Source organism: Tardiphaga sp. vice154, from assembly GCF_007018645.1.
GTDB lineage: Bacteria > Pseudomonadota > Alphaproteobacteria > Rhizobiales > Xanthobacteraceae > Tardiphaga.
In genome coordinates, this window is sequence record NZ_CP041399.1 from 1,972,536 (window position 1) to 1,994,291 (window position 21,756).

Annotated in this window: 19 protein-coding genes and 1 other RNA gene; 9 read left to right on the plus strand and 11 right to left on the minus strand. The window is 64.9% G+C overall.

Annotation, left to right across the window (positions count from 1 at the left end; genetic code table 11):
* Positions 1–45 precede the first annotated feature (45 nt).
* Positions 46–528, minus strand: a complete 483-nt coding sequence (locus tag FIU28_RS09235) for a lytic transglycosylase domain-containing protein (protein WP_143572652.1) — start codon at positions 526–528, stop codon at positions 46–48.
* 104 nt (positions 529–632) lie between these two features.
* Here FIU28_RS09235 and FIU28_RS09240 point away from each other — a divergent pair, with 104 nt between their 5' ends.
* Positions 633–2,183: a hypothetical protein gene (locus tag FIU28_RS09240; RefSeq protein WP_368039339.1), complete on the plus strand. Its 1,551-nt coding sequence runs from the start codon at positions 633–635 to the stop codon at positions 2,181–2,183.
* 3 nt (positions 2,184–2,186) lie between these two features.
* On the opposite strand, the gene FIU28_RS09245 is transcribed toward FIU28_RS09240, so the two are convergent.
* Together FIU28_RS09245 and FIU28_RS09250 are read right to left on the minus strand one after the other, a co-directional pair.
* Positions 2,187–3,512: an ATP-binding protein gene (locus FIU28_RS09245; protein WP_143572653.1), complete on the minus strand. Its 1,326-nt coding sequence runs from the start codon at positions 3,510–3,512 to the stop codon at positions 2,187–2,189.
* A 1-nt stretch (position 3,513) separates the two neighbouring features.
* Complete coding sequence (locus tag FIU28_RS09250; RefSeq protein ID WP_143572654.1) at positions 3,514–4,251, minus strand: response regulator; 738 nt, start codon at positions 4,249–4,251, stop codon at positions 3,514–3,516.
* Between the two features lie 43 nt (positions 4,252–4,294).
* Between FIU28_RS09250 and FIU28_RS09255 the strand changes: the two genes are divergently transcribed.
* Positions 4,295–4,972, plus strand: coding sequence for a hypothetical protein (locus tag FIU28_RS09255; RefSeq protein ID WP_368039340.1), 678 nt, complete (start codon positions 4,295–4,297; stop codon positions 4,970–4,972).
* A 208-nt stretch (positions 4,973–5,180) separates the two neighbouring features.
* Positions 5,181–5,720 carry a PRC-barrel domain-containing protein gene (locus FIU28_RS09260; protein ID WP_143572655.1) on the plus strand — a complete coding sequence of 180 codons (540 nt, stop codon included), beginning with the start codon at positions 5,181–5,183 and terminating at the stop codon, positions 5,718–5,720.
* A 150-nt stretch (positions 5,721–5,870) separates the two neighbouring features.
* Here FIU28_RS09260 and FIU28_RS09265 read toward each other — a convergent pair whose 3' ends face one another.
* The 5 genes from FIU28_RS09265 to FIU28_RS09285 form a co-directional block, all read right to left on the minus strand.
* Positions 5,871–7,418: a DUF4403 family protein gene (locus FIU28_RS09265; RefSeq protein WP_143572656.1), complete on the minus strand. Its 1,548-nt coding sequence runs from the start codon at positions 7,416–7,418 to the stop codon at positions 5,871–5,873.
* Between the two features lie 143 nt (positions 7,419–7,561).
* The gene (locus FIU28_RS09270; RefSeq protein WP_143572657.1) at positions 7,562–8,263 is read right to left on the minus strand and encodes a L,D-transpeptidase; all 702 of its coding nucleotides are present in this window, start codon (positions 8,261–8,263) and stop codon (positions 7,562–7,564) included.
* Positions 8,264–8,577: 314 nt separating this feature from the next.
* On the minus strand, positions 8,578–9,366 hold the full coding sequence (locus FIU28_RS09275) for an ABC transporter permease (RefSeq protein ID WP_246660989.1): 789 nt from the start codon (positions 9,364–9,366) through the stop codon (positions 8,578–8,580).
* Positions 9,367–9,451: 85 nt separating this feature from the next.
* Complete coding sequence (locus FIU28_RS09280) at positions 9,452–10,249, minus strand: ABC transporter ATP-binding protein (protein WP_143572659.1); 798 nt, start codon at positions 10,247–10,249, stop codon at positions 9,452–9,454.
* A gap of 93 nt (positions 10,250–10,342) precedes the next feature.
* On the minus strand, positions 10,343–11,356 hold the full coding sequence (locus FIU28_RS09285; protein ID WP_143572660.1) for an ABC transporter substrate-binding protein: 1,014 nt from the start codon (positions 11,354–11,356) through the stop codon (positions 10,343–10,345).
* A 202-nt stretch (positions 11,357–11,558) separates the two neighbouring features.
* Here FIU28_RS09285 and FIU28_RS09290 point away from each other — a divergent pair, with 202 nt between their 5' ends.
* Positions 11,559–12,776, plus strand: coding sequence for an extensin-like domain-containing protein (locus FIU28_RS09290; RefSeq protein ID WP_143572661.1), 1,218 nt, complete (start codon positions 11,559–11,561; stop codon positions 12,774–12,776).
* On the opposite strand, the gene FIU28_RS09295 is transcribed toward FIU28_RS09290, so the two are convergent.
* Positions 12,777–13,415 (minus strand): TetR/AcrR family transcriptional regulator, encoded by a 639-nt coding sequence (locus FIU28_RS09295; protein WP_143572662.1) that lies wholly within the window; start codon positions 13,413–13,415, stop codon positions 12,777–12,779. It lies immediately after the preceding gene.
* Between the two features lie 177 nt (positions 13,416–13,592).
* Here FIU28_RS09295 and FIU28_RS09300 point away from each other — a divergent pair, with 177 nt between their 5' ends.
* Entirely contained in the window at positions 13,593–14,840 is a 1,248-nt protein-coding gene (locus FIU28_RS09300) for an HlyD family secretion protein (protein ID WP_143572663.1), read from the plus strand.
* A 236-nt stretch (positions 14,841–15,076) separates the two neighbouring features.
* A complete protein-coding gene (locus FIU28_RS09305; RefSeq protein ID WP_143572664.1) occupies positions 15,077–16,660 on the plus strand; it encodes a DHA2 family efflux MFS transporter permease subunit in 1,584 nt (527 codons plus the stop codon).
* Positions 16,661–16,781: 121 nt separating this feature from the next.
* Here the strand turns inward: FIU28_RS09305 and rnpB are convergent.
* An RNA gene (rnpB, locus tag FIU28_RS09310) (RNase P RNA component class A) lies at positions 16,782–17,221 on the minus strand.
* 32 nt (positions 17,222–17,253) lie between these two features.
* Positions 17,254–18,084 (minus strand): N-acetylmuramoyl-L-alanine amidase, encoded by an 831-nt coding sequence (locus FIU28_RS09315; protein ID WP_143572665.1) that lies wholly within the window; start codon positions 18,082–18,084, stop codon positions 17,254–17,256.
* Positions 18,085–18,570: 486 nt separating this feature from the next.
* On the opposite strand from FIU28_RS09315, the gene rsmH reads away from it, so the two are divergent.
* From rsmH to FIU28_RS09330, 3 genes are read left to right on the plus strand one after another with little or no spacing between them, the layout of a single operon-like run.
* Positions 18,571–19,566 carry a 16S rRNA (cytosine(1402)-N(4))-methyltransferase RsmH gene (gene rsmH / locus FIU28_RS09320; RefSeq protein WP_143572666.1) on the plus strand — a complete coding sequence of 332 codons (996 nt, stop codon included), beginning with the start codon at positions 18,571–18,573 and terminating at the stop codon, positions 19,564–19,566.
* 2 nt (positions 19,567–19,568) lie between these two features.
* Positions 19,569–19,949, plus strand: coding sequence for a cell division protein FtsL (gene ftsL / locus FIU28_RS09325; RefSeq protein ID WP_143572667.1), 381 nt, complete (start codon positions 19,569–19,571; stop codon positions 19,947–19,949).
* Positions 19,946–21,691, plus strand: a complete 1,746-nt coding sequence (locus FIU28_RS09330) for a peptidoglycan D,D-transpeptidase FtsI family protein (protein ID WP_143572668.1) — start codon at positions 19,946–19,948, stop codon at positions 21,689–21,691. Before ftsL ends, FIU28_RS09330 begins: the two co-directional genes overlap by 4 nt.
* The last annotated feature ends 65 nt before the right edge of the window (positions 21,692–21,756 follow it).

A 21,756-nucleotide genomic window follows, 5' to 3' on the forward strand; every position in this document is an offset into this window, starting at 1 on the left:
CCGATGGGCGCGGGTGTCAACGCGGGCCGGCGGCTCCTGCACCGATTAGGGCGTCGGAACCTGCGCGCTGGCACTGGCGCTGGTCAACTCGTCGAGCCGCGGGATCGCCAGGAACGGCCCGGTCTTGCCGCGCTGGCGCTTGGCGGCATAATAATAGCCGCCGGCATAATACGACACGGCGCGGTTATGATCGCCATTGGCCGCGCGAAAGGCGCCGGCCAGATATTTCACGGCGTAAGTGAGATTGGTCTCGGGATCGCGCAGCCCTTCGTCGGTGCCGGTGTAGCCGAGCCCGCGCGCGGTGCCGAGCTTGATCTGCATCAGGCCGATGGTGCCACCGCGGCCGATCAGCGAGGGATGATATTTGCTCTCGCGCACGATGACCCGGTGCACCAGGTCTTCCGGCACGCCATTGGCTTTGGCGTGAGTGGCGACCATCGCCTCATAGGCACTGCGCTGCTGCGCTTTCGCGGACTGCGGAACCAGCGTTACGGCGATGAGCCCCGCCAGGGCAACGATACTGCGCATCAATCGGCCTCGAGATCTAGCAATCGGCAACCGGCCAGCGGCCTGGTGTCGATGTCCTGGACTGGCCGTTTATGGCGCGAATGACTCCATAATGTGGCAATGAATTGGGTTCCATTTACCTGAAATTATGCCTGCCGTGGTTCGCTGCCGGTCCGATCCCGCTTGCACCGCCCAAGGCCGCCATGACGATCGCCGTCCCTCATGCCGTTGCAGAAGCCCGTCCCGGGCGGTTGCCGCTATGGGTCGGCCTCGGGGTCTATGCGCTGGCGCTGTTGGCCGGCAGCCAGTTGCTCAACGATCCCGACACCTATTGGCAGATCAGTGTCGGGCAATCGATTCTCGACCACCGCGCGGTGCCCACCATCGATCTGTATTCCTTCACGATGCGCGGCCAGCCGTGGGTCTCGACGCAATGGCTGTCGCAGGTGCTGTTCGCCGGAGCCTATGGCGCGTTCGGCTGGACCGGTCCGGTCGTGCTTACGGCGACGGCGGTTGCGGCCACCTTCGCGCTGCTCACCCATTTTCTCCACCAACGCCTTGTCGAGAGCACGACGCTGATCTTCGTCATGGTGGCGCTGGCCTTGATGCTGGACCATCTCCTGGCGCGGCCGCATGTGCTGGCGATGCCGGTGATGGTGGCCTTCGTCGGCGGGCTGGTGGCGGCAATGGACCGCCGCGGCGCGCCGTCCCTCGCCTTGCTGCCGCTGATCGCGCTGTGGGCCAATCTGCATGGCGGCTTCGTGCTCGGCCTGGCGTTGATTGCCCCATTGGGCATCGATGCGATCGTTCACGCGGAGGCCCGCCTGCAGAAGGCGCTGCTGCTGCGCTGGGTGCTGTTCGGCGTCGCCGCCTGCGCTGCCTGTTGTCTCACGCCCTATGGCTGGGACTCGCTGCTGGCGGCGCGGCGCATCCTCAATCTCGGCGCCGCGCTGGCGATGATCGGTGAATGGCGCGCGGCCGATTTCGGCCATCCGGGCCCGCTCGAGCTGACCGTGCTGGCAGGCTTTGCGCTGGTGCTGTGGCGCGGCGTCACGCTGCCGCCGATGCGGATCGTGCTGGTGCTCGGCTTCGTCTTCATGGCGCTCAGCCATGTCCGAAATGCCGAAGTGCTGGCCCTGCTGGCGCCGCTCGTGCTGGCCAAACCGCTCGGCGAGCGGGTAGGGCGCGGGTCGGCTGCGGAGCCTGCAGCGCCGCGCCGCCTGCTGTTTGCCGGGGTCGCGATCGGCCTGCTGACGTTCATCATCGCATCGATACAAAATTATGCGCCGTATGACCGCAGCTCGCCGGCCGCCGCCGTCACCGAGCTCAAGAAGCACAACCTTGCGCGCGTGTTCAACGATTATGATTTCGGCGGCTACCTGATCTGGCGCGGCGTGCCGACCTTCATCGACGGCCGCACCGAACTGTTCGGCGAGAAACGGATGGTCGACCACAACAACGCCAGCGGCCTTTCGGAGCCGGATAACCTGTTCCGGCTATTGCGCGACCACGACATCGAGGCGACCCTGCTGCGCACGCAGAGTGCGGCGACCAAACTGCTGGATCATCTGGATGGCTGGCAGAAAGTGTATTCCGACGATATCGCGACGATTCATTTGCGCAAGGCAGGTGCGGTGCATAGCGTCGAGCCGGTGGTGAACGTCGACAAGAAGTGAGAGCTACGCCGCCTTCGCTTCCTTTACCGGCAGCGTGATGCGCACGATCAGGCCGTTCGGCTGGCGGTCGTGCAGCGTGATCTCACCGCCATGGGCGACCACGATCGCACGGGCGATCGAAAGGCCGAGGCCGAAGCCCGAGGCTTCATGGTCCATGTTGCGGGCGTTATCGCCGCGCACGAAGGGCTGCAGCATCGCATTCTTCTGCGCGTCGGTGATGCCGGGGCCGTCGTCCGCGACCTCGATCGTCGCGCAGGTTGGCGAGATCGCCAGGCTGATGCGGGCCTCGGCTCCGAACTTGATCGCGTTCTCGACGAGGTTGGTCACCGCACGGTGCAGATCGTCCGGCCGCGCCATCGCCATCGCATGCGGCGGGCCGTCATAGCTGACCGCATGACCGACGTCGGCGAACTGGTCGGCGATCAGTTGCAGCGTGGTCGCGATATCGGTCAGCGTCAGCGCTTCCAGCTTGCGGTCATTGCGCAGGAACGACAATACCGCCTCCAGCATCGCCCGCATCTGGTCGAGGTCGCGCAGCATGTGCTGGCGGTGGCCATCATCCTCGATGAATTCGGAGCGCAGCCGCAGCCGGGTGATCGGCGTGCGCAAATCGTGGCTGATCGCGGCGAGCATCTTGGTGCGGTCGTCGATCAGCGTCGAGATGCGCGCGCGCATCCGGTTTAGCGCACGCGCCACCGAGCGGATTTCTTCCGGTCCGCGCTCCGGCAGCGGCTCGGCGGCCCCGTCCAGGCTGAAATCTTCTGCCGCCTGCGCAAAGGATGACAGAGGCGCGGCCAGGGCGCGCGCGGCCCACAGGCCGAGCAGGGTCAGGCTGATGATGATGAACAACAGCGTGGCAAGCAACGGGCCGCTCCAGAACGGGCGCTGTCGCCGCTCCGGCTCTATCTTGACGGACAGCAAAGCGCCATCGGGCAGCGCGATTGTGATCCGGTCGCGCGGTTCGCCGGCCAGCGTGAATAGCCGGGTGTCGCTGCCAAACATTCCGCGCAGCGTGCGCCGCGGGTAGGAGACATCATGGTCGGGCGTCATCGTGGTCCCGGCGGCGATCGCCTTGATATCAAACTGCGGAAAGGTAGGCTGCATGCGAGACAGCATGGCTGTGCGCTCCGGCAGCGGTGTTGCCGCCACCAGCCGGATCAGCGCCGTCAATTCACTTGTGCCGCGATCAAAACCCGGATCGTTCAGGTCGGGACGCAGCAGCAGAAAGGTCGCCGTGGCGATGACATGGATGGCGACGATCGACACCACGACCAGCGCGGCGATCTGGCCGCTGATCCGCTTCAGGTTGAGGATGTCGAACCGCTTCATCTCAATGCGCGGCGGCTGTGGCGATTGCCTCGACTTCCGGGGTGAACATGTAACCGCCGGAGCGCACGGTCTTGATCAGGGTCGCCTCCTGCGGATCGACCTCGATCTTGCGGCGGATGCGGCTGACCAGCACGTCGATGCTGCGTTCGAACGAGCCGGCGTTGCGGCCCTGCGTCAGGTCCAGCAGGCTGTCGCGCGACAGCACGCGGCCCGGGCGCTCGCAGAACGTGCGCAGAAGGTCGAATTCGGCCGAGGTCATGGCCACGCGGGCGCCGCCGGGGTTGCGCAGCTCGCGCAGCCGGAAGTCGATCTGCCAGCCCGCGAATGCCAGCGCGGTCGCATGCGGCATCGCGCTGGCGTTGAGCGCCGACGCCTGCCGCCGCAGCACGGCATTGATGCGCGCCAGCAATTCGCGCGGGTTGAACGGCTTGGGCAGGTAATCGTCGGCGCCCATTTCGAGGCCCAGAATTCTATCGACGTCTTCGCCGCGCGCCGTCAGCATGATGATCGGCACCTGGGACTGGGCGCGGACGCGGCGGCACAGCGTCAGGCCGTCTTCGCCCGGCAGCATGACGTCCAGGATCAACAGATCGACCCGGTGGTCCGCCATGGCCTTGTCCATCTCGCGGCCATCGGCCGCGGTCGTGACATTGCATGAGTTGGTGCGCAGATACTTTGCGATCAGCGTACGGGTTTCGCGGTCGTCTTCGACGACCAGAATATTCGGGGAGGATGCCATGCGGACTCTTTTGGCCGTGTTTTCAGGCGCGTGCTGAAGATTTTTGTTTCGTCATGTTGCTGAAGCGGCTTCTGCAACAGCAGGCAACATGTCGGTGGGGCCACAACAAGGCTTGATTAACCATGCGGGCGACAGGGTGCCGGTGTTGTCCAAGCCACTGGAGCCTAGCATGACCCCGATCTCCGCCTCAAGCAGCAGCGCCTATCTGACGCCACTACAGAAACTGCAGCAGGAGCTGCAGGCCGAACTCACCTCCGGAAAAGTCAACGCAACGGATTCCGACGCGCTGTCGTCGGCGCTCGCCGAGATCGACAAATCTTTGAAGAGCGACGCTTCGAGCCAATCGGGCGGCGCGGCATCGAAGCCGGCCGATCTCAAGACGGCGATCGACGACCTGATCGACGCTCAGGTCGCCAGCGGCAAGCTGACGTCGGATCAGGCGACCGAATTGCAGGGCGTGTTCAAGGCTGCGTTCGCCGGAGGTCCCGGCGGAGCAGGCGGCCCGCCGCCGGGTCCGCCGCCGGCGGACAATTCCAGCACCGACGCGACCGACGCCACCGCTACGACGACCGATCCCGAAACGGCGCTGCAAAAACTGCTCGAGACATTGCAGGAGTCGTTGGCCGCAACATCAGCCGGTTCGTATAGCGCGACCGGCAATAGCGCCTCGGCGACCAGCAAGTCATCCTTCTCTGCGCTGCTGATCAATTATACGAGCTGAATTAATTGACGCCGCGTGGTCGCCGCCACTTCCGCGTCCGGAACTGGCGGCGTTTCTCCCGGTAGCGCAGTGCAGTTGCAGCACCACACCTCGCTTGGCGCGGCGACTGCACCGTTTAAAGCATCCTGCTTGGTAAATCTGGCGATGGAACTGGAACGGCCGTGCCGGCCCGGCGTTTCACATGGGCAAACTCAAACAGGAGGAACATATGTTCACGAAATATATGACGGCTGGACTGCTGGGATCGGCCCTGCTGGCGTCGGCCGCTTTCGCGCAGAGCGCAGCACCGACCACGACGGCACCTGTCGCCGCCGTTACGGCTTCTGACTCCAGCTACAACGGCAATTGGCGTACCTCGAAGGTCGTCGGCCTCAACGTCTACAATGACGGCAATGAGAGCCTCGGCTCGATCAACGATCTGCTCACCGACAAGAGCGGTAACATCAAGGCCGTTGTCATCGGCGTCGGCGGCTTCCTCGGCGTTGGCGAGCAACTGGTCGCCGTGCCGTTCGACAAGATCAAGTTTGTCAATGAGCCGGTCGTCAATACCACCGCTGCGACGGCCACCGGTGGCATGAACAAGTCCGCTACGACCACGACAACTGGCGCAGCCACCGCGACCACAACGGGCTCGGCGACGACTGCGACGGCGGCAAAGCCCAATCCGTGGTATCCCGACCATGCCGTGCTGAGCGCCACCAAGGACCAGCTCAAGGCGATGTCCGCGTTCAAATATGCGACGAACTAACGCTCGCCGATATCGTCAAGCGAGAGCGCGTCCGGCAACGGGCGCGGTCTTTGCGATTGAGTAGCCCGGATGAAGTTGTCGCGCCTGCGGCGCGGCGACGAAATCCGGGGACCCGATTTACGACAGGCCGGTCCCGGATTGTCATCCGGGCTACAATGCCGGCAGCGCCGTTACCGCGACGTTGATGGCGCCGTCCGCTTCCGCAATCACCCGCAGCGTCCTGGAATCGAATGAGATGCCGGCCAGCCGCAGGCTGGTAATCTCGGCGCCGACGCGGATGCCGTTGGCGTTCTGCTGGAAGTCGGCAATCACGGATGCGATTCTCTTTTGCGCATTGCTGGCGAACGGCTTCAGGTCGATCGTCGCGCGTTCCGCCAGCGCGTCCTGCAGTAGCGGCATGGCCGCGCGGGCGGCCGAGCCGAGCAGGCCAAACGCTGCTTCCGACTCCACCGCCAGTTCGGTATTGGTCAGCTTCAGCACCTGCGTCGCCTGATCGAGCGCCGGTTTGCCCCAGATGTGCACGGTGGCTTCGGCGCCGAGACCGAACCAGCTCTTCTTCTCTTTTGCACTGACCAGCAGTGAGATCAGCAGCCGGTCGCCCGACGCCTGCACATTCGCCTTTTTCACGGTTATCCCGACCGCGCCGGAGCCGTCTTCCGGGAAGCTGCGGCCGACGAGTTGCGTCTCGATGATCTTGTTGATCTCGGTGAACGGCATGTCGACCGGCACGGCGATGCTGAGTTTACCGGGGCCGGGCGGCACGATAGCCAGCGTCGCGGGGAACGGGCACTCCGGTGTCGTCTGGCTCGCCGTCACCCGGGTCTCGGCTTCGACGCCCAGCGTCAGCGTGACGTTGCTCGCATCGACGCGCGGCTGTGCGGCGACGGCGCGAACCGGCTTCATTTCCAGAAACAGGCCCTGCAAGGCGCTGGCACCCTGCAGCGGGATCGACCGGCACAGTTTGGCCCATTCGCGCCGCGCGTTCTGTTCGAGCGCGGGATCGTTGCGCAGCCGGGCCTGCACGGCGGCGATCTGCTCGTTGACGGTCTTGTCGATCATAGGTTTGACCTGCGCCGGCACGCTCAGGCGTGCGCCGGCCATCGTCACGCTGGTGTCGCCGAGATTGACCTGAGCGGCGAGGCCGGGCTCGACGCGCCAGTTGGCGGTGAGCTGCGGACGGGCGGTCAGCACCACATTGCCGCGGATCTCGGCATTGGCGTTGAGGTTCTTGATATTGATGCTGCCGAGCTGCTTGGCGACATTGCCGCCGAGCAGATTGCCGAGCGCGCCGCCGAGCTGATCGCGTACATTGGACGACAGGGCGCCCGTGACGTTGAGCGTGCCGTTCAGCGGCGTCGCCAGCGTCAGCGTATCGGCGGCCCCGGTAGCACCTATCGGTCCGCGCGCCGCGCTCCATTTGATCTCGGCATTCTGCAGGATCTGCGGCACCGGATTAGGCGCATCGCCCGCAAAATTGCGCGGTGCGCCCTTTTCGGCGGCGTCACGGATGGCATTCAGGGTGATGGCGACGGGCGCGATGATGCTCGAGATGCGCGGCGCCGCCGGCAGCGGCGGCATCTGCACCAGTACCGGCGCCGGCCCGGCGCCGCGCGGCGAGAGATAGTCCATGACCTTGAGGGCGGCGACGAAAGAAACGCCCACCAGCACGACCGCAATGACAATAGTTCTAAGGCGCATCAATTCCCCGCTGAATATCGCGGGAGACTACAGCAATGCAGTGCGGCGGCAAAGCGCCCCACGCATGGCGCGGGGCGCCTGTTTGGCTGCTGGAATGTGTGCAATTGTTACTGCACGAAGTGCGTCGTGAGCAACTTCGTCCATCAGCCCCGCTTGCCTGCCGCATTGTCGGCGCGGCGATCCATCGGCAGCACGATTACCTTGGTGCCGACGTTCACCCGGGAATACAGGTCCGAGACGTCCTGGTTGGTGAGCCGGATGCAGCCGGACGACACCTGGGTGCCGATCGTCTCCGGCATGTTGGTGCCGTGAATGCGATAGATGGTGCCGCCGAGATACATCGCGCGGGCGCCGAGCGGATTGCCGGGACCACCGGCCATGTGTCGCGGCAGATAGGGCTGGCGCGCGATCATTTCCGGCGGCGGCGTCCAGGCCGGCCACTCGGCCTTCTTCGTGACGGTCTGCACGCCGGACCAGGTGAAGCCGTCGCGGCCCACCCCGATGCCGTAGCGCATCGCCTGACCGTTGCCGAGCACGTAATACAGATAGGTGTTCGGCGTATCGATGATGATGGTGCCGGGCGCCTCGCGGGTGGCGTAAGTGACGATCTGGCGGCGGAATCGCGCCGGCTGTGCGACCGCCACGCTGTCGTCCTCGGCCTGCGGTGTCTGATAGGTCGGTGCCTGCGGCGCGGGCTGCCACTGCGCGGGCGGCGTCATGAAGAACGGAAACAGCGGCAGCGGCGCGGCCTGCGCGGGGGTGAAGGCCAGCGTGCCGATGGCGAGCGCGCCAAGAACTGCGGCGGTGCGGCGGCTGGTCAGCGAAAATTCAGCGAAGGTGGTCATGGTGTGTCTCCGTTTGAGCGCCTCTGTGAGCGCCGGTTCGGCGTCTCGTTGGCGTGATCAGTACAAAGCGGAGGTTTCAGGAAGTTGGCGCGAAGGGCGCTAAATGGTTTCGTTGCCCGGGAGAACTGTTTCGTGGCGATGTCGTCGCGCCCGACGGGAGGTCGAGTTCGGAAACGAGGCGCCCTGGGTTTCGTGTGACAGGACCTCGCTTACGCTAAATGGCAGTCAGGAAAACCAGCAAGCGCGTGACCGCATATTCCGTGCGGAGAGTGACTTTGAGGCCTTGCTTGGAAAAACAGAGGACGAGCAGGCGATCACTCGTGGATCGTTGCATCCGGCCGCCAGGTCAGCAGCCGGTTCTCAAGCATGGTCAGTATCCACTCGGCAACAAGCGCCACCACGGCGATGACGATCATGGCGGCAAACACGCCGTTTGAATCGAACGATCCCTGCGCGGTGGCGATCAGCAGGCCCATGCCCTCGCGCGCACCGAGAAACTCGCCGACGATGGCGCCGACCAGCGCGAAGCCGAAGCTTACATGCAGGCTGGCGAGGATCCAGGAGAGCGCCGAAGGAATCACCACCGATCGGGTCATTTGCCAGTCGGACGCCCCGAGAATTCGCGCATTGGCGATCAGGTTCTTGTCGGCCTCGCGCACGCCCTGAAAAGCATTGGCGAATACCACGAAGAACACCATCACCACGGCCAGCGCGATTTTAGACGCCGCGCCGAGGCCGAGGGCGACGATGAAGATCGAGCCCAGCACCACGCGCGGGATCGAATTGGCGACCTTGATGTAGATCGAGAACACGTCGGACAGGAGTTGGTTGCGGCCGAGCGCGATGCCGAAGAAAATGCCCATTGCCGCGCCGATCAGAAAGCCGGCGCCGGCCTCGTAGATGGTCACCCAGATCTGCTTCCACAAAGGCCCGATCGAGGTGCCGTTCTGGAACCAGTCGATCAGCTTGACGACGATGCCGGTGGGCTGGCCGAAGAAGAACGGGTCGATCAGCCCGGTGCGCACGCCGAGTTCCCAGCCGCCGATCAGGAAGACGAGGACGGCGAGCCGCAGCGCCAGCACCAGCCGGTCGTGCCGGCGCATCCGCTGCAGCGCGGTTTCGAGCTTGGGGTCGGCGGGCAGGGATGTGATGATGCTGGACTCGGTCATGTCAGTTTCCCCGGACACGTTAGTGTCCCGCCCTCGCTCGCAACACTTCTTCGCGCAGGTCGTCGTTGATCTTTCGCGCGATAGCGATGAAGCGCTCGTCGTAGCGCAGGGTCGCGACGTCGCGCGGGCGCGGCAGGTCGATGGTGTGCACCGACTTGACGCGTGCAGGGCGCGTGGTCAGCACCGCGACGCGGTCGGCGAGCAGGATGGCTTCGTCGAGGTCGTGGGTGACAAACAGCACCGCGGATTTCGCCTGCGCCCACAGCTGCAGCAATTCCTCCTGCATCAATTCGCGGGTCTGCACGTCGAGCGCAGAGAACGGCTCGTCCATCAGCAGCACCTGCGGATTATTGATGAAGGTCTGCGCCAGCGCCACACGCTTGCGCATGCCGCCGGATAGCTGGTGCGGGTGGTGCCCCTCGAAGCCCTTGAGGCCGACGCGGATGATCCAGTCGCGCGCCTCGGCTTCCGCCTTGTCTTTGGCAATGCCGCGGAACAGCGGCCCCGCCATCACATTATGCAGCACGTCGCGCCACGGAAACACTGCGTCCTGCTGGAACACGAAACCGACGCGGCGATCGACGCCGGAGACTTTCTTGTCGAACAGGGTCACTTCGCCGGCCTGCGGCCTGGCCAGGCCTGCGATCAGCCCCAGCGTGGTCGACTTGCCGCAACCGGTGGGGCCGACGATGGCCATGAATTCGCCGGGCGCGATCGTGAGGTCGAAGTCTTCCAGCGCCGACAGCAATTCGCCCGACGGTGTGACGAAGCGCCGGGCGACGTGTTTGAGCTCGATGGCGGACGGAGAGGGGGTCATGCGAAATTTCTCGATTGCGAACGGGGAAACCAAGGGTGTCATTCCGGGTTCGCGGTCGGCTCTCGCCGCTCGCGCCCCTGAACGACGAGTCCCTCACTGCGTCGCGTTGGCCTTGGTGACGAAATCCGTGGTGTAGGTCTTGGCGAGGTCGATGGTCTTGCCCTGCAGGTTGGGCGAGAAGCTGGTCAGCACCTTCAAAACCGATTCCGGGGCACCGGCGGGCATCATGCCGTCCGGAGAATACTGTGCGCGGCCTTCGCGCAGGCCCTGAATGTAGAGGTCGAGTTCGCCGGCATAGTAGTCCTTCGGCATCTGGGCTGCGATTTCTTCCGGCGAGTGGCTGTGCATCCACTTGAGTGTCTTGACCATGACGTTGACCACCTTCTGCGCGGTCTCCTTGTTGGCCTCCATCCAGGCGCGGTCCATATACAGGCAGGCGGCCGGATAGTCGCCGCCGAGCGCCGCGCGGGTGGCTTCCGGGGTGCGCAGGTCGATGCCGACCTTGGCCGTGCCGTTCTTCACCGCGCGCGCCACCGTCGGTTCGGTGGTCATGCCGGAGACAATCTTGCCCTGCTGCATCGAGGCCAGGAACGTGTCGCCGGCGCCGACCGGCACCAGCGAATAGTCCTGCACCTTCAGTCCGGCCTTGGCGGCCAGCGCGCGGGTCAGGAAGTCGGTGGCCGAGCCGAGTCCGGTCACACCGAGTGCCTGGCCCTTCCAGTTGGCGGGGTCCTTGAGCTTCTCGGCATCGGCAGACTTGACCAGCACAACTTCGCCCGGCGCCACCGCGAACTGTACCACCGAGGTTATGAACTTGCCCTTCGACTGCAGGTCGATGGTGTGGTCGTAAAATCCGACCACGCCCTGCACCTCGCGCGCCAGCAGCGCGGTCGCGGCTTGCGAGCCGGAGGTGGAGTTGAACAGTTCGACGTCGAGGCCCTGTTCCTTGAAGAAGCCGAGCTGGGCGGCGAGCTTGGCAGGCAGATAGATCTGCTTGTCAATGCCGCCGACCATGATCTTGATCGGGGTCTGGGCTGCGACCGGCTGGGCCAGCAGGAGGGCAGCCGACAGAGCGGCGCCAAGGGTTGCGGCGATCATCTTTCGCATGGACGTTTTCCCAGAATGCTGCGCCGAGTCGTGCCGGCCACGGTCGAGTTGCCGCATGAGGCCCATGGGCGGTCGGTGCTGTCAATCGGTCTATCGGCGGGCAACCTCCGTGGGGCGAGAACCTGCCCAAGCCGGCTTGGCGAATTAGGCGCGAATTCCGGACGTTGAAGAGTCCTTAAGGCATTTCCTCAATATTGACGGGATGACGCGCGGAATTCGTTTGTATCTCGTCGGCTCCGTCGTCCTTGTATCGCTTGCGGGTTGTGGTCGCGGTCTGTTCCAGACCGAAGAGCGCGAACCCTGGCGTGCCGAGGCAGAAGTCGCATGTCTGAAATCCGGAGCCGTGAGAGAGGGGGCCGATCTCGTTCGGATCGACCCGATTTCCGGACCGGGGGTTTGCGGCGCCGAATTTCCGCTGAAAGTAGCAGCCCTCGGCGACAGCAACAGCAGCTTCGGCTTTGCCAATGAAAGTCTGCGCCCGCCCGGCAGCGTCGGCAATGCCGGCAACCAGCCGCGCTGGCCGGTGCAGCCACAGCCGGTGGAGCGGGCCGGGAATTCCTACCCGGCCAGCAACTATCCGAACTCCTATCCGGCCGCCGCTGCGCAGCCGCCGTCCGGCTATGGCGCGGCGTCGAACGGCCCGATCTCGCTGAATGCGCCGGGCGTGGCCGAGCCGGACGAGGTCGAACTGCCCTCGGAGCCGGCGCCCGAGCCGGCATCGACCCAGCGTCGCCCGCTCTATGGCCGCTACGGCTCCGGTGTGCAGTCGCCGCCGCTGCAAGCCTATGAACAGCCGCGGCTCGGCCCAGGTCCCGGCAATGTCACCGGCGCCGTCGGCCCGGTGGCGCTGAAGCCGGTGGCGACACTGGCCTGTCCGATCGTGTCGGCGCTCGACAAGTGGCTGGCGGAGGCGGTGCAGCCCGCGGCGCAACGCTGGTTCGGCGCACGCGTCGTCGAGATCAAACAGATATCGGCCTATTCGTGCCGCGGCATGAACGGCAGTTCCAAAGCGCATATTTCCGAGCACGCCTTCGGCAACGCGCTGGATATCGCGTCCTTCACGCTCGCCGATGGTCGCAAGATCACCGTCAAGGGCGGCTGGAAGGGCCTGCCGGAAGAGCAGGGCTTCCTGCGCGACGTGCAGGGTGCGGCGTGCCAGGTGTTCAACACCGTGCTGGCGCCGGGCTCCAACGTGTTTCACTACGACCACATCCATGTCGACCTGATGCGCCGCAAATCGCGCCGTATCGTCTGTCAGCCGGCCGCCGTGTCCGGCGAGGAGATCGCCTCGCGCGCCATGCCGCGCAGCACCTATTCCGGGCGCGACACGTCGGTCACGGGATCGATCGGAGGCCGCGGCGCAAAACCGTCCGGCCGCAAGGCGGCCTATGACGACGCGGAAGATTACAAGAACGAGTAGTCAGTTCGCCCGGCGATAGGCCGCCAGGAACATCCGCACGGCGCTGCTCACCACTGTTGCAATCTGCTCGGGCGACGGCGCCGGCGCCGCCTGGAAGATGAACGGCATGAACAGCGAAGATTGGCAGCACATCATGAACTGCGACGCCGCGAGCGAGCAGTCCTCGATCGCGAGGTCACCCGCGGCCACCCGCGCCTCGAGATAGCTGGCCAGGCGGCCGATCGTCAGCGCGACCACGTTGTTGTAGAAGCGCTGGCCGACTTCCGGCATCCGCTCGGCGATGGCCATCACGGTGCGCGTCGAGGAGCCGCCGCCGGGGCGACACAGCAACTGGATATAGGCGGTGCCGAATTCCAGCAGCGTGGTTTCGGTGTCGCGCGCGGGATCGAAGTTGAACGCGATCTTGCCCTGTTCGAGCACTTCCTGCGCGACGATCGCCTCGAACAGCGCGGACTTGTCGGTAAAATAGACATAGAGCGTGCCTTTCGAGACGCCTGCGGCGCGGGCGATCTCGCCCATGCTGGCGCCGTCGAAGCCGAGATTCATGAACACGGCCCGCGCGCCGTCCAGAATCTGGCGGCGCTTGGCGCTGTCTTCTTCGCCGACGATCGAGAGGGTGGCGTGCTGCAAATCGGACATACTGAGCCTGCTACCAGATTGATGCAGCGATCACGTTTTCGAAACCTTGTCGAAAGTCACCTGCTTCCGTGAGCAATCTAGCTTGACCGAACCGTTCGGTCAATATAATTTGGAGGTCAGCAAGCGGGAAACGGCCTTGGCGGGCGGCTTTCCGATGACCCTTTTCAGGAGGCCTCGATGGCCGGACCGCGCGACCAGGCTGCACGACTTCGTCCCGAGCCGGATGCTGCCTCCAACGCGCCCGTGCACGTCGTGTCGGCTTCCGCCGAGGCGTATGCGTCGCCGGATGACGCCGCGCGCGGTCCCGCAGATTTTCCCGCTGCCGAGCGCGCCCCGGAAGCGCCTGCCGCGCAAGTCCATCCGGCGGCAGCGCCGAAGTCCGGCAAGAAGAAATTCATCCTGCTCGGCGTCGGTGGCCTGCTGGCGGTCGCCGCGGTGGTCTGGGGCATCAATTATTATCTGGTCGGCCGCTTTATCGTATCGACCGATGACGCCTATGTCCGCGCCAACAATTCCACAATGGGGGCCCGCGTCGCCGGCCACATCGCCAGCATCGTGCCGGGTGACAATACCCGCGTGAAAGCCGGCGACGTGCTGTTCAAGATCGACGACGGCGACTATCGCATCGCGGTCGAGGCCGCGCGCCGCAAGATCGCCACCCAGCAGGCCACCGTCGAGCGGATCGGGCGTCAGGTGATCGCGATGCAGAGTTCGGTCGAGCAGGCCAATGCGCAGCTTGTTTCGGCGGAAGCGATGTCGAAGCGTTCGCAACTCGATTTCGAGCGTCAGGATGCGCTGAGCACCCGCGGCTTTGCATCGAAAGCAATCTTCGAGACCTCGCAGGCCTCGCGCGACCAGAGCGCCGCCTCGGTGCAGGCGGCGAAGGCCGCCGTCGATGCTGCGCGTGACAATGTCGAAGTCACCAAGGCGCAGCAGGCCGAGGCGCGCGCACAGCTTGCCGAATTGCAGAGCTCGCTCGACAAGGCCGAGCGCGACCTCGCCTTCACCGAGGTCAAGGCGCCGGTCGAGGGCATCTTCGCCAACCGCCTCGTTAACACCGGCGATTTCGTTGCCGTGGGTCAGCGGCTCGCCAATGTGGTGCCGCTCGACAACGTCTTCATCGACGCCAATTTCAAGGAGACGCAGCTGCGCCGCCTGAAGCCCGGCCAGCCGGTCTCGATCGAGCTCGACGCCGATTCCAGCCGCGCCATCGAAGGCACCGTCGAGAGCCTCGCGCCGGCCGCGGGCTCGGTGTTCACGCTGCTGCCGCCGGACAACGCCACCGGCAATTTCACCAAGATCGTGCAGCGCGTCCCGGTCCGCCTCAAGGTGCCGGCTGACGTCGCCCGCGAAAACCTGCTGCGTGCCGGCATGTCGGTCTACGTCCGCATCAATACCAAGCCCGGCGCCGAAGCGGTGAAGTAGCAACTCGACTTTTTGTAGATTACGTCGGGATGGCAGTGGTTTTCACCTCTCCCCGTTGGGGAGAGGTCGTCCGGCGAAGCGCAGCGTAGCCGGGCGGGTGAGGGGGCCGAGCGCCATCGATCAGCCGGCGTCCCCTCACCCGACGCCTTCGCTGCGCTCAGGCATCGACCTCTCCCCAACGGGGAGAGGTGTCAGAGCATCGCTGAAAGTGACGAGTTATTGTAGTCAGGACCACCATGGCCGCCTCCACCACCGCGACGCCTGGCGCCATTCCCGGCGCGGCCGCATCCGACAGGATCCCGCCGAAGCGGCTGATCGCGTTTTTGATCATGGTGTTCGGCATGTTCATGTCGATCCTGGACATCCAGATCGTCTCGGCCTCGCTGTCGGAAATCCAGGCCGGCCTGTCGGCGTCGTCCAGCGAAGTGTCGTGGGTGCAGACCGCCTATCTGATCGCCGAAGTGATCGCGATCCCGCTGTCCGGCTTTCTTTCGCGCGCCTTGGGCACGCGGATGCTGTTTGCGATTTCGGCCGCCGGCTTCACCTTTGCATCCCTGATGTGCGGCTTCGCCTCGTCGATCGAGCAGATGATCATATGGCGCGCGATCCAGGGCTTTCTCGGCGCCGGCATGATCCCGACGGTGTTCGCCTCCGCCTATACCGTGTTCCCGCGCTCGAAGTTTCATATCGTGGCGCCGATCATCGGGCTGGTGGCGACATTGGCGCCGACCGTCGGCCCCACGGTGGGCGGCTACATTACCGACTTGATGTCGTGGCACTGGCTGTTCTTCGTCAACGTCGTGCCCGGCATCGGGATCACCGTGGGCGTTCTGGCACTGGTCGATTTCGACAAGCCCGATCTGGCGCTGCTCGACCATTTCGACTGGTGGGGTCTGGGCTTCATGGCGGGCTTTCTCGGCACGCTGGAATATGTGCTGGAAGAGGGCCCGCGCAATGACTGGTTCGGCGACACCTCGATCCTGATCTGCGCGGTGATCTGCGTCGTGACCTGCGTGCTGTTCTTCTGGCGGGTTCTGACGGCGCACGAACCGATCGTCGATATCCGCGCTTTCAGCGATCGCAATTTCGCGCTCGGCTCGCTGTTCTCGTTCTGCATCGGCATCGGCCTGTACGGCCTGACCTATATTTATCCGCGCTACCTTGCCGAAGTGCGCGGCTACAGCGCGTTGATGATCGGCGAGACGATGTTCGTGTCAGGCATTTCGATGTTCGTGATGGCGCCGATCGTCGGCCGGCTGATGACCAAGGTCGATCTGCGCTACCTGATCGCGCTCGGCCTCGTGCTATTTGCGGCCGGTACCTGGCAGATGACATGGGTCACCCGCGACTATGATTTCTACGAATTGCTGGTGCCGCAGATCCTGCGCGGCATGGGCATGATGCTGGCGATGGTGCCGGTCAACAACATTGCGCTCGGCACGCTGGCGCCGGACCGGCTGAAGAATGCCTCGGGCCTGTTCAACCTGACGCGCAATCTCGGCGGCGCGCTGGGTCTGGCGCTCATCAACACCGCGCTCGACCACCGCACCGATTTCCACATCTCGCGGCTGCACGACAAGGTGACCTGGGGCAACGCCATGGCGGTCGAGACGCTGAATAATTTCACGCAGAAATTCCAGGGGCTGGGCGACGCGCCCCTCATGGCACTGAAGCAGCTCAACCAGATCGTTCACCGCCAGGCCACGGTGATGGGCTTTGGCGATTCGTTCTTCCTGCTGTCGTGCTTCTATATCGGCCTCAGTTTCATGGTGCTGTTGCTCAACAAGCCGAAGAACGCGGCGACCGGCGACGCGCATTGATTGCGCGCGTCATTCCGGGACGCGAGGGCGAAGCCCGAGCGAACCCGGAATCCCGGAATGACAGCATTTAAACTGGCGAGGGGCCCGGCGTTGTACACCGGACCCCTCGTTGTCGCGAAAAAGTATCAGCCGGCCTGTAAGCCGGGTTTTGTAGGGCACCGTCCGGTTGCCCGAACGATACGTGACGGCCATTCCTCTGGGACCCCGTTTGCACGGGGCCTCAAGCAACCTACCCGGACAGCGAGCAAGACATCGCCCTGAAGTGTTATCGCCGGGGCTTTCGCCCGGGCGAACTGACTGCGTTGCCGTCCCTATTCGGTTTTGCTCCCGGTGTGGTTTGCCATGCCGTCTCCGTTGCCGGAGACGCGGTGCGCTCTTACCGCACCTTTTCACCCTTACTCGCCTCGCCCTTGCGGGTTACGGAAAGCGGTTCGTTCTCTGTGGCACTTTCCCTGGGGTCGCCCCCGCCGGCCGTTAGCCGGCACCGTATGTCGATGGAGCCCGGACTTTCCTCTCCCGCAGCCTTTCGACCGTAGCGGGAGCGGCCGTCCAGCCGACTGATGCGCAAGCCATGGGGGCTGCGGGGGCCGCCGTCAAGCCGGCAGGCTGCCGAGCAGCGCCTGCAGCGTGGTCAGCGTCGAATGGTCGGTGATGCCGTCGACCCGCTCGGGGCGGAAGTGGCGCTGGAACGCGGTGACCACTTCCATCGTCGCGGTGTCGTACTGGCTGCTCAGTTCGATGCCGTAGCCGTAGCGCGCCAGCGCCTGCTGCAGCGCCAGCACGCGCTCGCCCTCGGCGCCGAGCCTGATGGTTTCGCCCGGTGTGATCGGGGCGGGGCGGACCCAGTGGCCGACGCCGGAATTGGCCAGCGAATGCCACGGGAATTTCTCGCCGGGATCCTTCTTGCGGGCCGGCGAGACGTCGGAATGGCCGAGCACGCGGTGCGCCGGGATCTCTTGACGCAGCAGGATGCCGCGGCACAGCGCCGTCACGGCGGCGATCTGGCGGGGCGGATAGTCCGGGTAGCCCCAGTCATGGCCGCGGTTGATGATCTCGATCCCGATCGACAGCGAATTGATGTCGGTCTGGCCTGCCCAGAAGCCGAGCCCAGCATGCCAGGCGCGTTTGGACTCCGGCACCGTCTGCACGACGCGGCCGTCTTCCAGCACGATGTAATGCGCCGATACGTCGGTGCCCGGCGTGCACAGCCGGTTGATGGCCCCTTCGGCGTCGGGCATCCCGGTGTAATGCAGCACGATCATGTCCGGCACCAGGCCGTCGTTACGCTCGCCGAAATTCGCCGACGGGATGATGTCGGAGACGACCGAGGAGTCCGGATTGAACAGCGGGACATCCGCCGCCCCCTTCGGCAGCGGCAGGACGCGGCGCCGCACGTCGGGAGGGGTAAACGAACCGGAAGACATGGCGGCACTCGAACTTTGAGAGAGACGCAGCACGGTGGTCGACGCTGCTCCGCGCACTATCCCGGCCCGCGCGCCGCCGTGCAACGGTTGGGTGACACCTGTCCAGCGTTTTCGAGCCGTGTGAACGCCTGCGCATCAGATGGCAATGGAACCTAAGCCGGTACCAAATGCCTCAATTGTGTACCCGCCCATCAACCCTTTCTTAACGCTAAACGCCGTTACTGAGGGGTGAAAAGCCGGCCCCTGGGGTCGGTCGAAGTCCTCTTTGACGTCCCCGGCGTGGCCCATTTTCAGCATCCATGCGGAACAGCGGAACTGCGTGCGGCTCTCGCGGGCGCGTCGAAAGGGACCGGGTATTGCGCAATGCTGCGGTCTTTCGAACGGAAGGGCCGGGCGGCGTGCCGACAGTTGAGGCGACATGGGCCACTCGGTGTCCGGTTTGACATTGCGCCTCCGGGCGACGCCGCTCCGCTTCGGAGCGGGCGCATGAGCACGCCTGAGGTCCGCCATATTCCGGTGCTCGGCCGCGAGGCCGTCGCGGCGTTGAACCCGCATGCCGGCGGCGTCTATGTCGATGCCACCTTCGGCGCAGGCGGCTATTCCCGCATGTTTCTCGAAACTCCCGGCACAAGGGTGATCGGCATCGACCGCGACCGCACCGCGGTCGCCGGCGGCTTCGACCTCGTCGAGCGTTCCGACGGCCGGCTGACGCTGGTCGAGGACCGCTTCTCGCATCTCGCCGACGTCTGTGCCGCGCAGGGCGACGCGCTGGTCGACGGCGTGGTGATGGATGTCGGCGTGTCGTCGATGCAGATCGACCAGTCCGAACGCGGCTTCTCGTTCCGTTTTGATGGCCCGCTGGACATGCGGATGGGCCATGACGGACCGACCGCGGCCGATGTCGTGGCCACCGCGTCGGAAGCCGATCTTGCGAACATCATCTACATTTTCGGCGAGGAGCGCTATTCCCGCGCCGTCGCCAAGGCCATCGTCGCTGCGCGTGCGGAAGCGCCGATCACGACCACGCATGAACTAGTGGCGATCATCTCGAAAGTTGTCTGGGCCAAGCCCGGCGAGATCCATCCGGCGACGCGCACCTTCCAGGCACTGCGAATCTTCGTCAACGAGGAGCTCGACGAACTGCACATCGCGCTAGCCGCGGCCGAGCGCGTGCTGAAGCCGGGCGGACGCCTGGCGGTCGTGTCGTTCCATTCGCTGGAAGACCGCATCGTCAAGAATTTCATGGTCGAGCGGAGCAAGACCGGCGGCGGCTCGCGGCATGTTCCGGAGGTTTCCCAGGATCGTCCGCGTTTCACGCTGGTCAACAAGCGCCCGATCATCGCCGGCGGCGAGGAAGTCAGCAACAATCCGCGCGCCCGTTCCGCCAAGCTGCGCGTGGCCGAGCGCACCGAGGCTCCGGCGCTCGAGGCCGGTCCGCTGCCGAACTGGCCGTCGCTCGCTTCCGTGATGCGGGGAGGCTGATCATGCGTATCCTGCATTTGCTGGTCATCGCCGTCCTCGTCTTCGCCGCGGCCTATGTCTACCGGATCAAGATGGAATCCACCGTGCGGACCGAGCGCGTGATGCGGCTGCATGCCGACATCCGCGAGCAGCGCGACGCCATCGCCTCCTTGCGTGCGGAATGGGCCAAGCTCGATGCGCCGATGCGGCTGCAGGGCCTCGCCGAGCGCCACCTCACCTTGAAGCCGATCACCGCGCAGCAGTTCGACGCGCTGAAGAACCTGCCGGATCGTCCGCCGAGCTTTGCCAGGCCGGGCGATCCCGATCCGATCGGCGCGATGATCAATACGATCGATCCGGATATCGTCACCGGTTCGCTGCCTGCGCCCGAGGATACGCCATGACCGCGCGCAATAGTGTGAAGCCGACCGAACCATGGCGGCAGCGGCTGATCCGCAGCCTGTTGTACGGGCGCAATGTCGATCGCGCCGCCAAGGCGCGCGCCCGCGTCGGCCTGGCGATGGTCGCGTTCGGCGGCATCTACGGCATCATCGCCGTGCGCCTCGTGATGTTCCCGCTTGGCGGCGACGCCCATGCCGAGCGTCGCGCGACGAAAGATGCCATCGCCACCGCGCGGCCCGATATTGTCGATCGCAATGGCGCGGTGCTGGCCACCGACGTCAAATCGCCGTCGCTGTTCTCCGAGCCGCGCCGCATCATCGACAAGGACGAGGCGGTCGAGCTGTTGACGGCGGCGCTGCCCGACCTCGACACCGCCGAAGTGCGTGAGCGCGTCTCCAGCCGCAAGGGTTTTGCCTGGTTGAAGCGCGAGATCACGCCGCAGCAGCAGCGCGACATCCATCGGCTGGGCATTCCCGGCATCGGCTTCCTGCGCGAGAACAAGCGCGTCTATCCGAGCGGTGCTGCGGTCTCTCACGTCATCGGCCTCGTCAACATCGACAATCAGGGGATTGCCGGTATCGAGAAGTGGCTCGACACTAACGGTCTCGCCGATCTGCACCAGGCGGGCTTCGCCTCCGACCGGCTGCAGAAGCCGGTCGAACTCTCGATCGACCTGCGCGTCGAACACGCGCTGCGCGACGAGCTGATGAAGGCGAAAGAGAAATACAAGGCCAAGGCGGCGTCCGGCCTGATCTCCAACGTCAGGACCGGCGAGATAGTGGCGATGGTGTCGCTGCCGGATTTCGACCCGAACAACCCGAAGGAAGCGCACGATCCCGATCGCATCAACCGGCTTACCACCGGCGTCTACGAGATGGGCTCGACCTTCAAGACGCTGACGCTGGCGATGGCGCTGGATTCCGGCAAGGCCAATCTCAACACCATGTATGACGCGCGCGCGCCGCTCGCCTACGGCAAGTTCAAGATTCACGACAGCCATTCGCTCGGCAAGTTCATTTCATTGGCGGAAGTGTTCACCTACTCGTCCAACATCGGCGCCGCCCGCGTGGCGCTGGCGCAGGGCGTCGAGGCGCACAAGGCGTTCCTCAAGAAGGTCGGTCAGATGGACCGGCTGCGTACCGAACTGCCGGAAAGCGCGATGCCGATCGTTCCCAAACGCTGGGGCGAACTCAACACCGTCACGATCTCGTTCGGCCACGGCATCGCGGTGGCGCCGCTGCAGGCGGTGATGGGCATCAACGCGATGGTCAATGGCGGCTATCTAATTCCGCCCACCTTCCTGAAGCGCACCGAGGAAGAAGCCCTCGCCATCGGCAAGCGCGTGGTCAAGAAGGACACCAGCGACAAGATCCGCTATCTGATGCGCCTCAACGCCGAGGTTGGCACCGCGCGCCAGGCCGACCTGCTGTCGAAGGGTTTCTACATCGGCGGCAAGACCGGCACGTCGGAGAAGGTCGTCAACGGCCGCTATTCCAAGAAGCAGGTGCTGAACTCGTTTACCGCGGTGCTGCCGATGGATAATCCGCAATACCAGGTGCTGGTGATGCTGGACGAACCGAAGGCGCTGCCGGAAACCCACGGCTTCATCACCTCGGGCTGGAACGCGGTGCCGGCCGGCGGCAAGGTGATCGCGCGCGTCGCGCCGTTGCTCGGCCTGGAGCCGCGCTTCGACTTGCAGACCGCCGACCGGGTCATCCTGGCCGCCAGCAAGGTGACCCAGTAAGGCTACACAATACCGCCGCATCGGCGCTTTACAGCCGTCATGAAATGCGGTTTGCGTGCGTCGCG

Coding starts and splice junctions, on each gene's coding strand:
- FIU28_RS09235 (WP_143572652.1), bottom strand. CDS start 528: ATGCGCAGTATCGTTGCCCTGGCGGGGCTCATCGCCGTAACGCTGGTT.
- FIU28_RS09245 (WP_143572653.1), bottom strand. CDS start 3,512: ATGAAGCGGTTCGACATCCTCAACCTGAAGCGGATCAGCGGCCAGATC.
- FIU28_RS09250 (WP_143572654.1), bottom strand. CDS start 4,251: ATGGCATCCTCCCCGAATATTCTGGTCGTCGAAGACGACCGCGAAACC.
- FIU28_RS09260 (WP_143572655.1), top strand. CDS start 5,181: ATGTTCACGAAATATATGACGGCTGGACTGCTGGGATCGGCCCTGCTG.
- FIU28_RS09265 (WP_143572656.1), bottom strand. CDS start 7,418: ATGCGCCTTAGAACTATTGTCATTGCGGTCGTGCTGGTGGGCGTTTCT.
- FIU28_RS09270 (WP_143572657.1), bottom strand. CDS start 8,263: ATGACCACCTTCGCTGAATTTTCGCTGACCAGCCGCCGCACCGCCGCA.
- FIU28_RS09275 (WP_246660989.1), bottom strand. CDS start 9,366: ATGCGCCGGCACGACCGGCTGGTGCTGGCGCTGCGGCTCGCCGTCCTC.
- FIU28_RS09280 (WP_143572659.1), bottom strand. CDS start 10,249: ATGACCCCCTCTCCGTCCGCCATCGAGCTCAAACACGTCGCCCGGCGC.
- FIU28_RS09285 (WP_143572660.1), bottom strand. CDS start 11,356: ATGCGAAAGATGATCGCCGCAACCCTTGGCGCCGCTCTGTCGGCTGCC.
- FIU28_RS09290 (WP_143572661.1), top strand. CDS start 11,559: ATGACGCGCGGAATTCGTTTGTATCTCGTCGGCTCCGTCGTCCTTGTA.
- FIU28_RS09295 (WP_143572662.1), bottom strand. CDS start 13,415: ATGTCCGATTTGCAGCACGCCACCCTCTCGATCGTCGGCGAAGAAGAC.
- FIU28_RS09300 (WP_143572663.1), top strand. CDS start 13,593: ATGGCCGGACCGCGCGACCAGGCTGCACGACTTCGTCCCGAGCCGGAT.
- FIU28_RS09305 (WP_143572664.1), top strand. CDS start 15,077: ATGGCCGCCTCCACCACCGCGACGCCTGGCGCCATTCCCGGCGCGGCC.
- FIU28_RS09315 (WP_143572665.1), bottom strand. CDS start 18,084: ATGTCTTCCGGTTCGTTTACCCCTCCCGACGTGCGGCGCCGCGTCCTG.
- rsmH (WP_143572666.1), top strand. CDS start 18,571: ATGAGCACGCCTGAGGTCCGCCATATTCCGGTGCTCGGCCGCGAGGCC.
- ftsL (WP_143572667.1), top strand. CDS start 19,569: ATGCGTATCCTGCATTTGCTGGTCATCGCCGTCCTCGTCTTCGCCGCG.
- FIU28_RS09330 (WP_143572668.1), top strand. CDS start 19,946: ATGACCGCGCGCAATAGTGTGAAGCCGACCGAACCATGGCGGCAGCGG.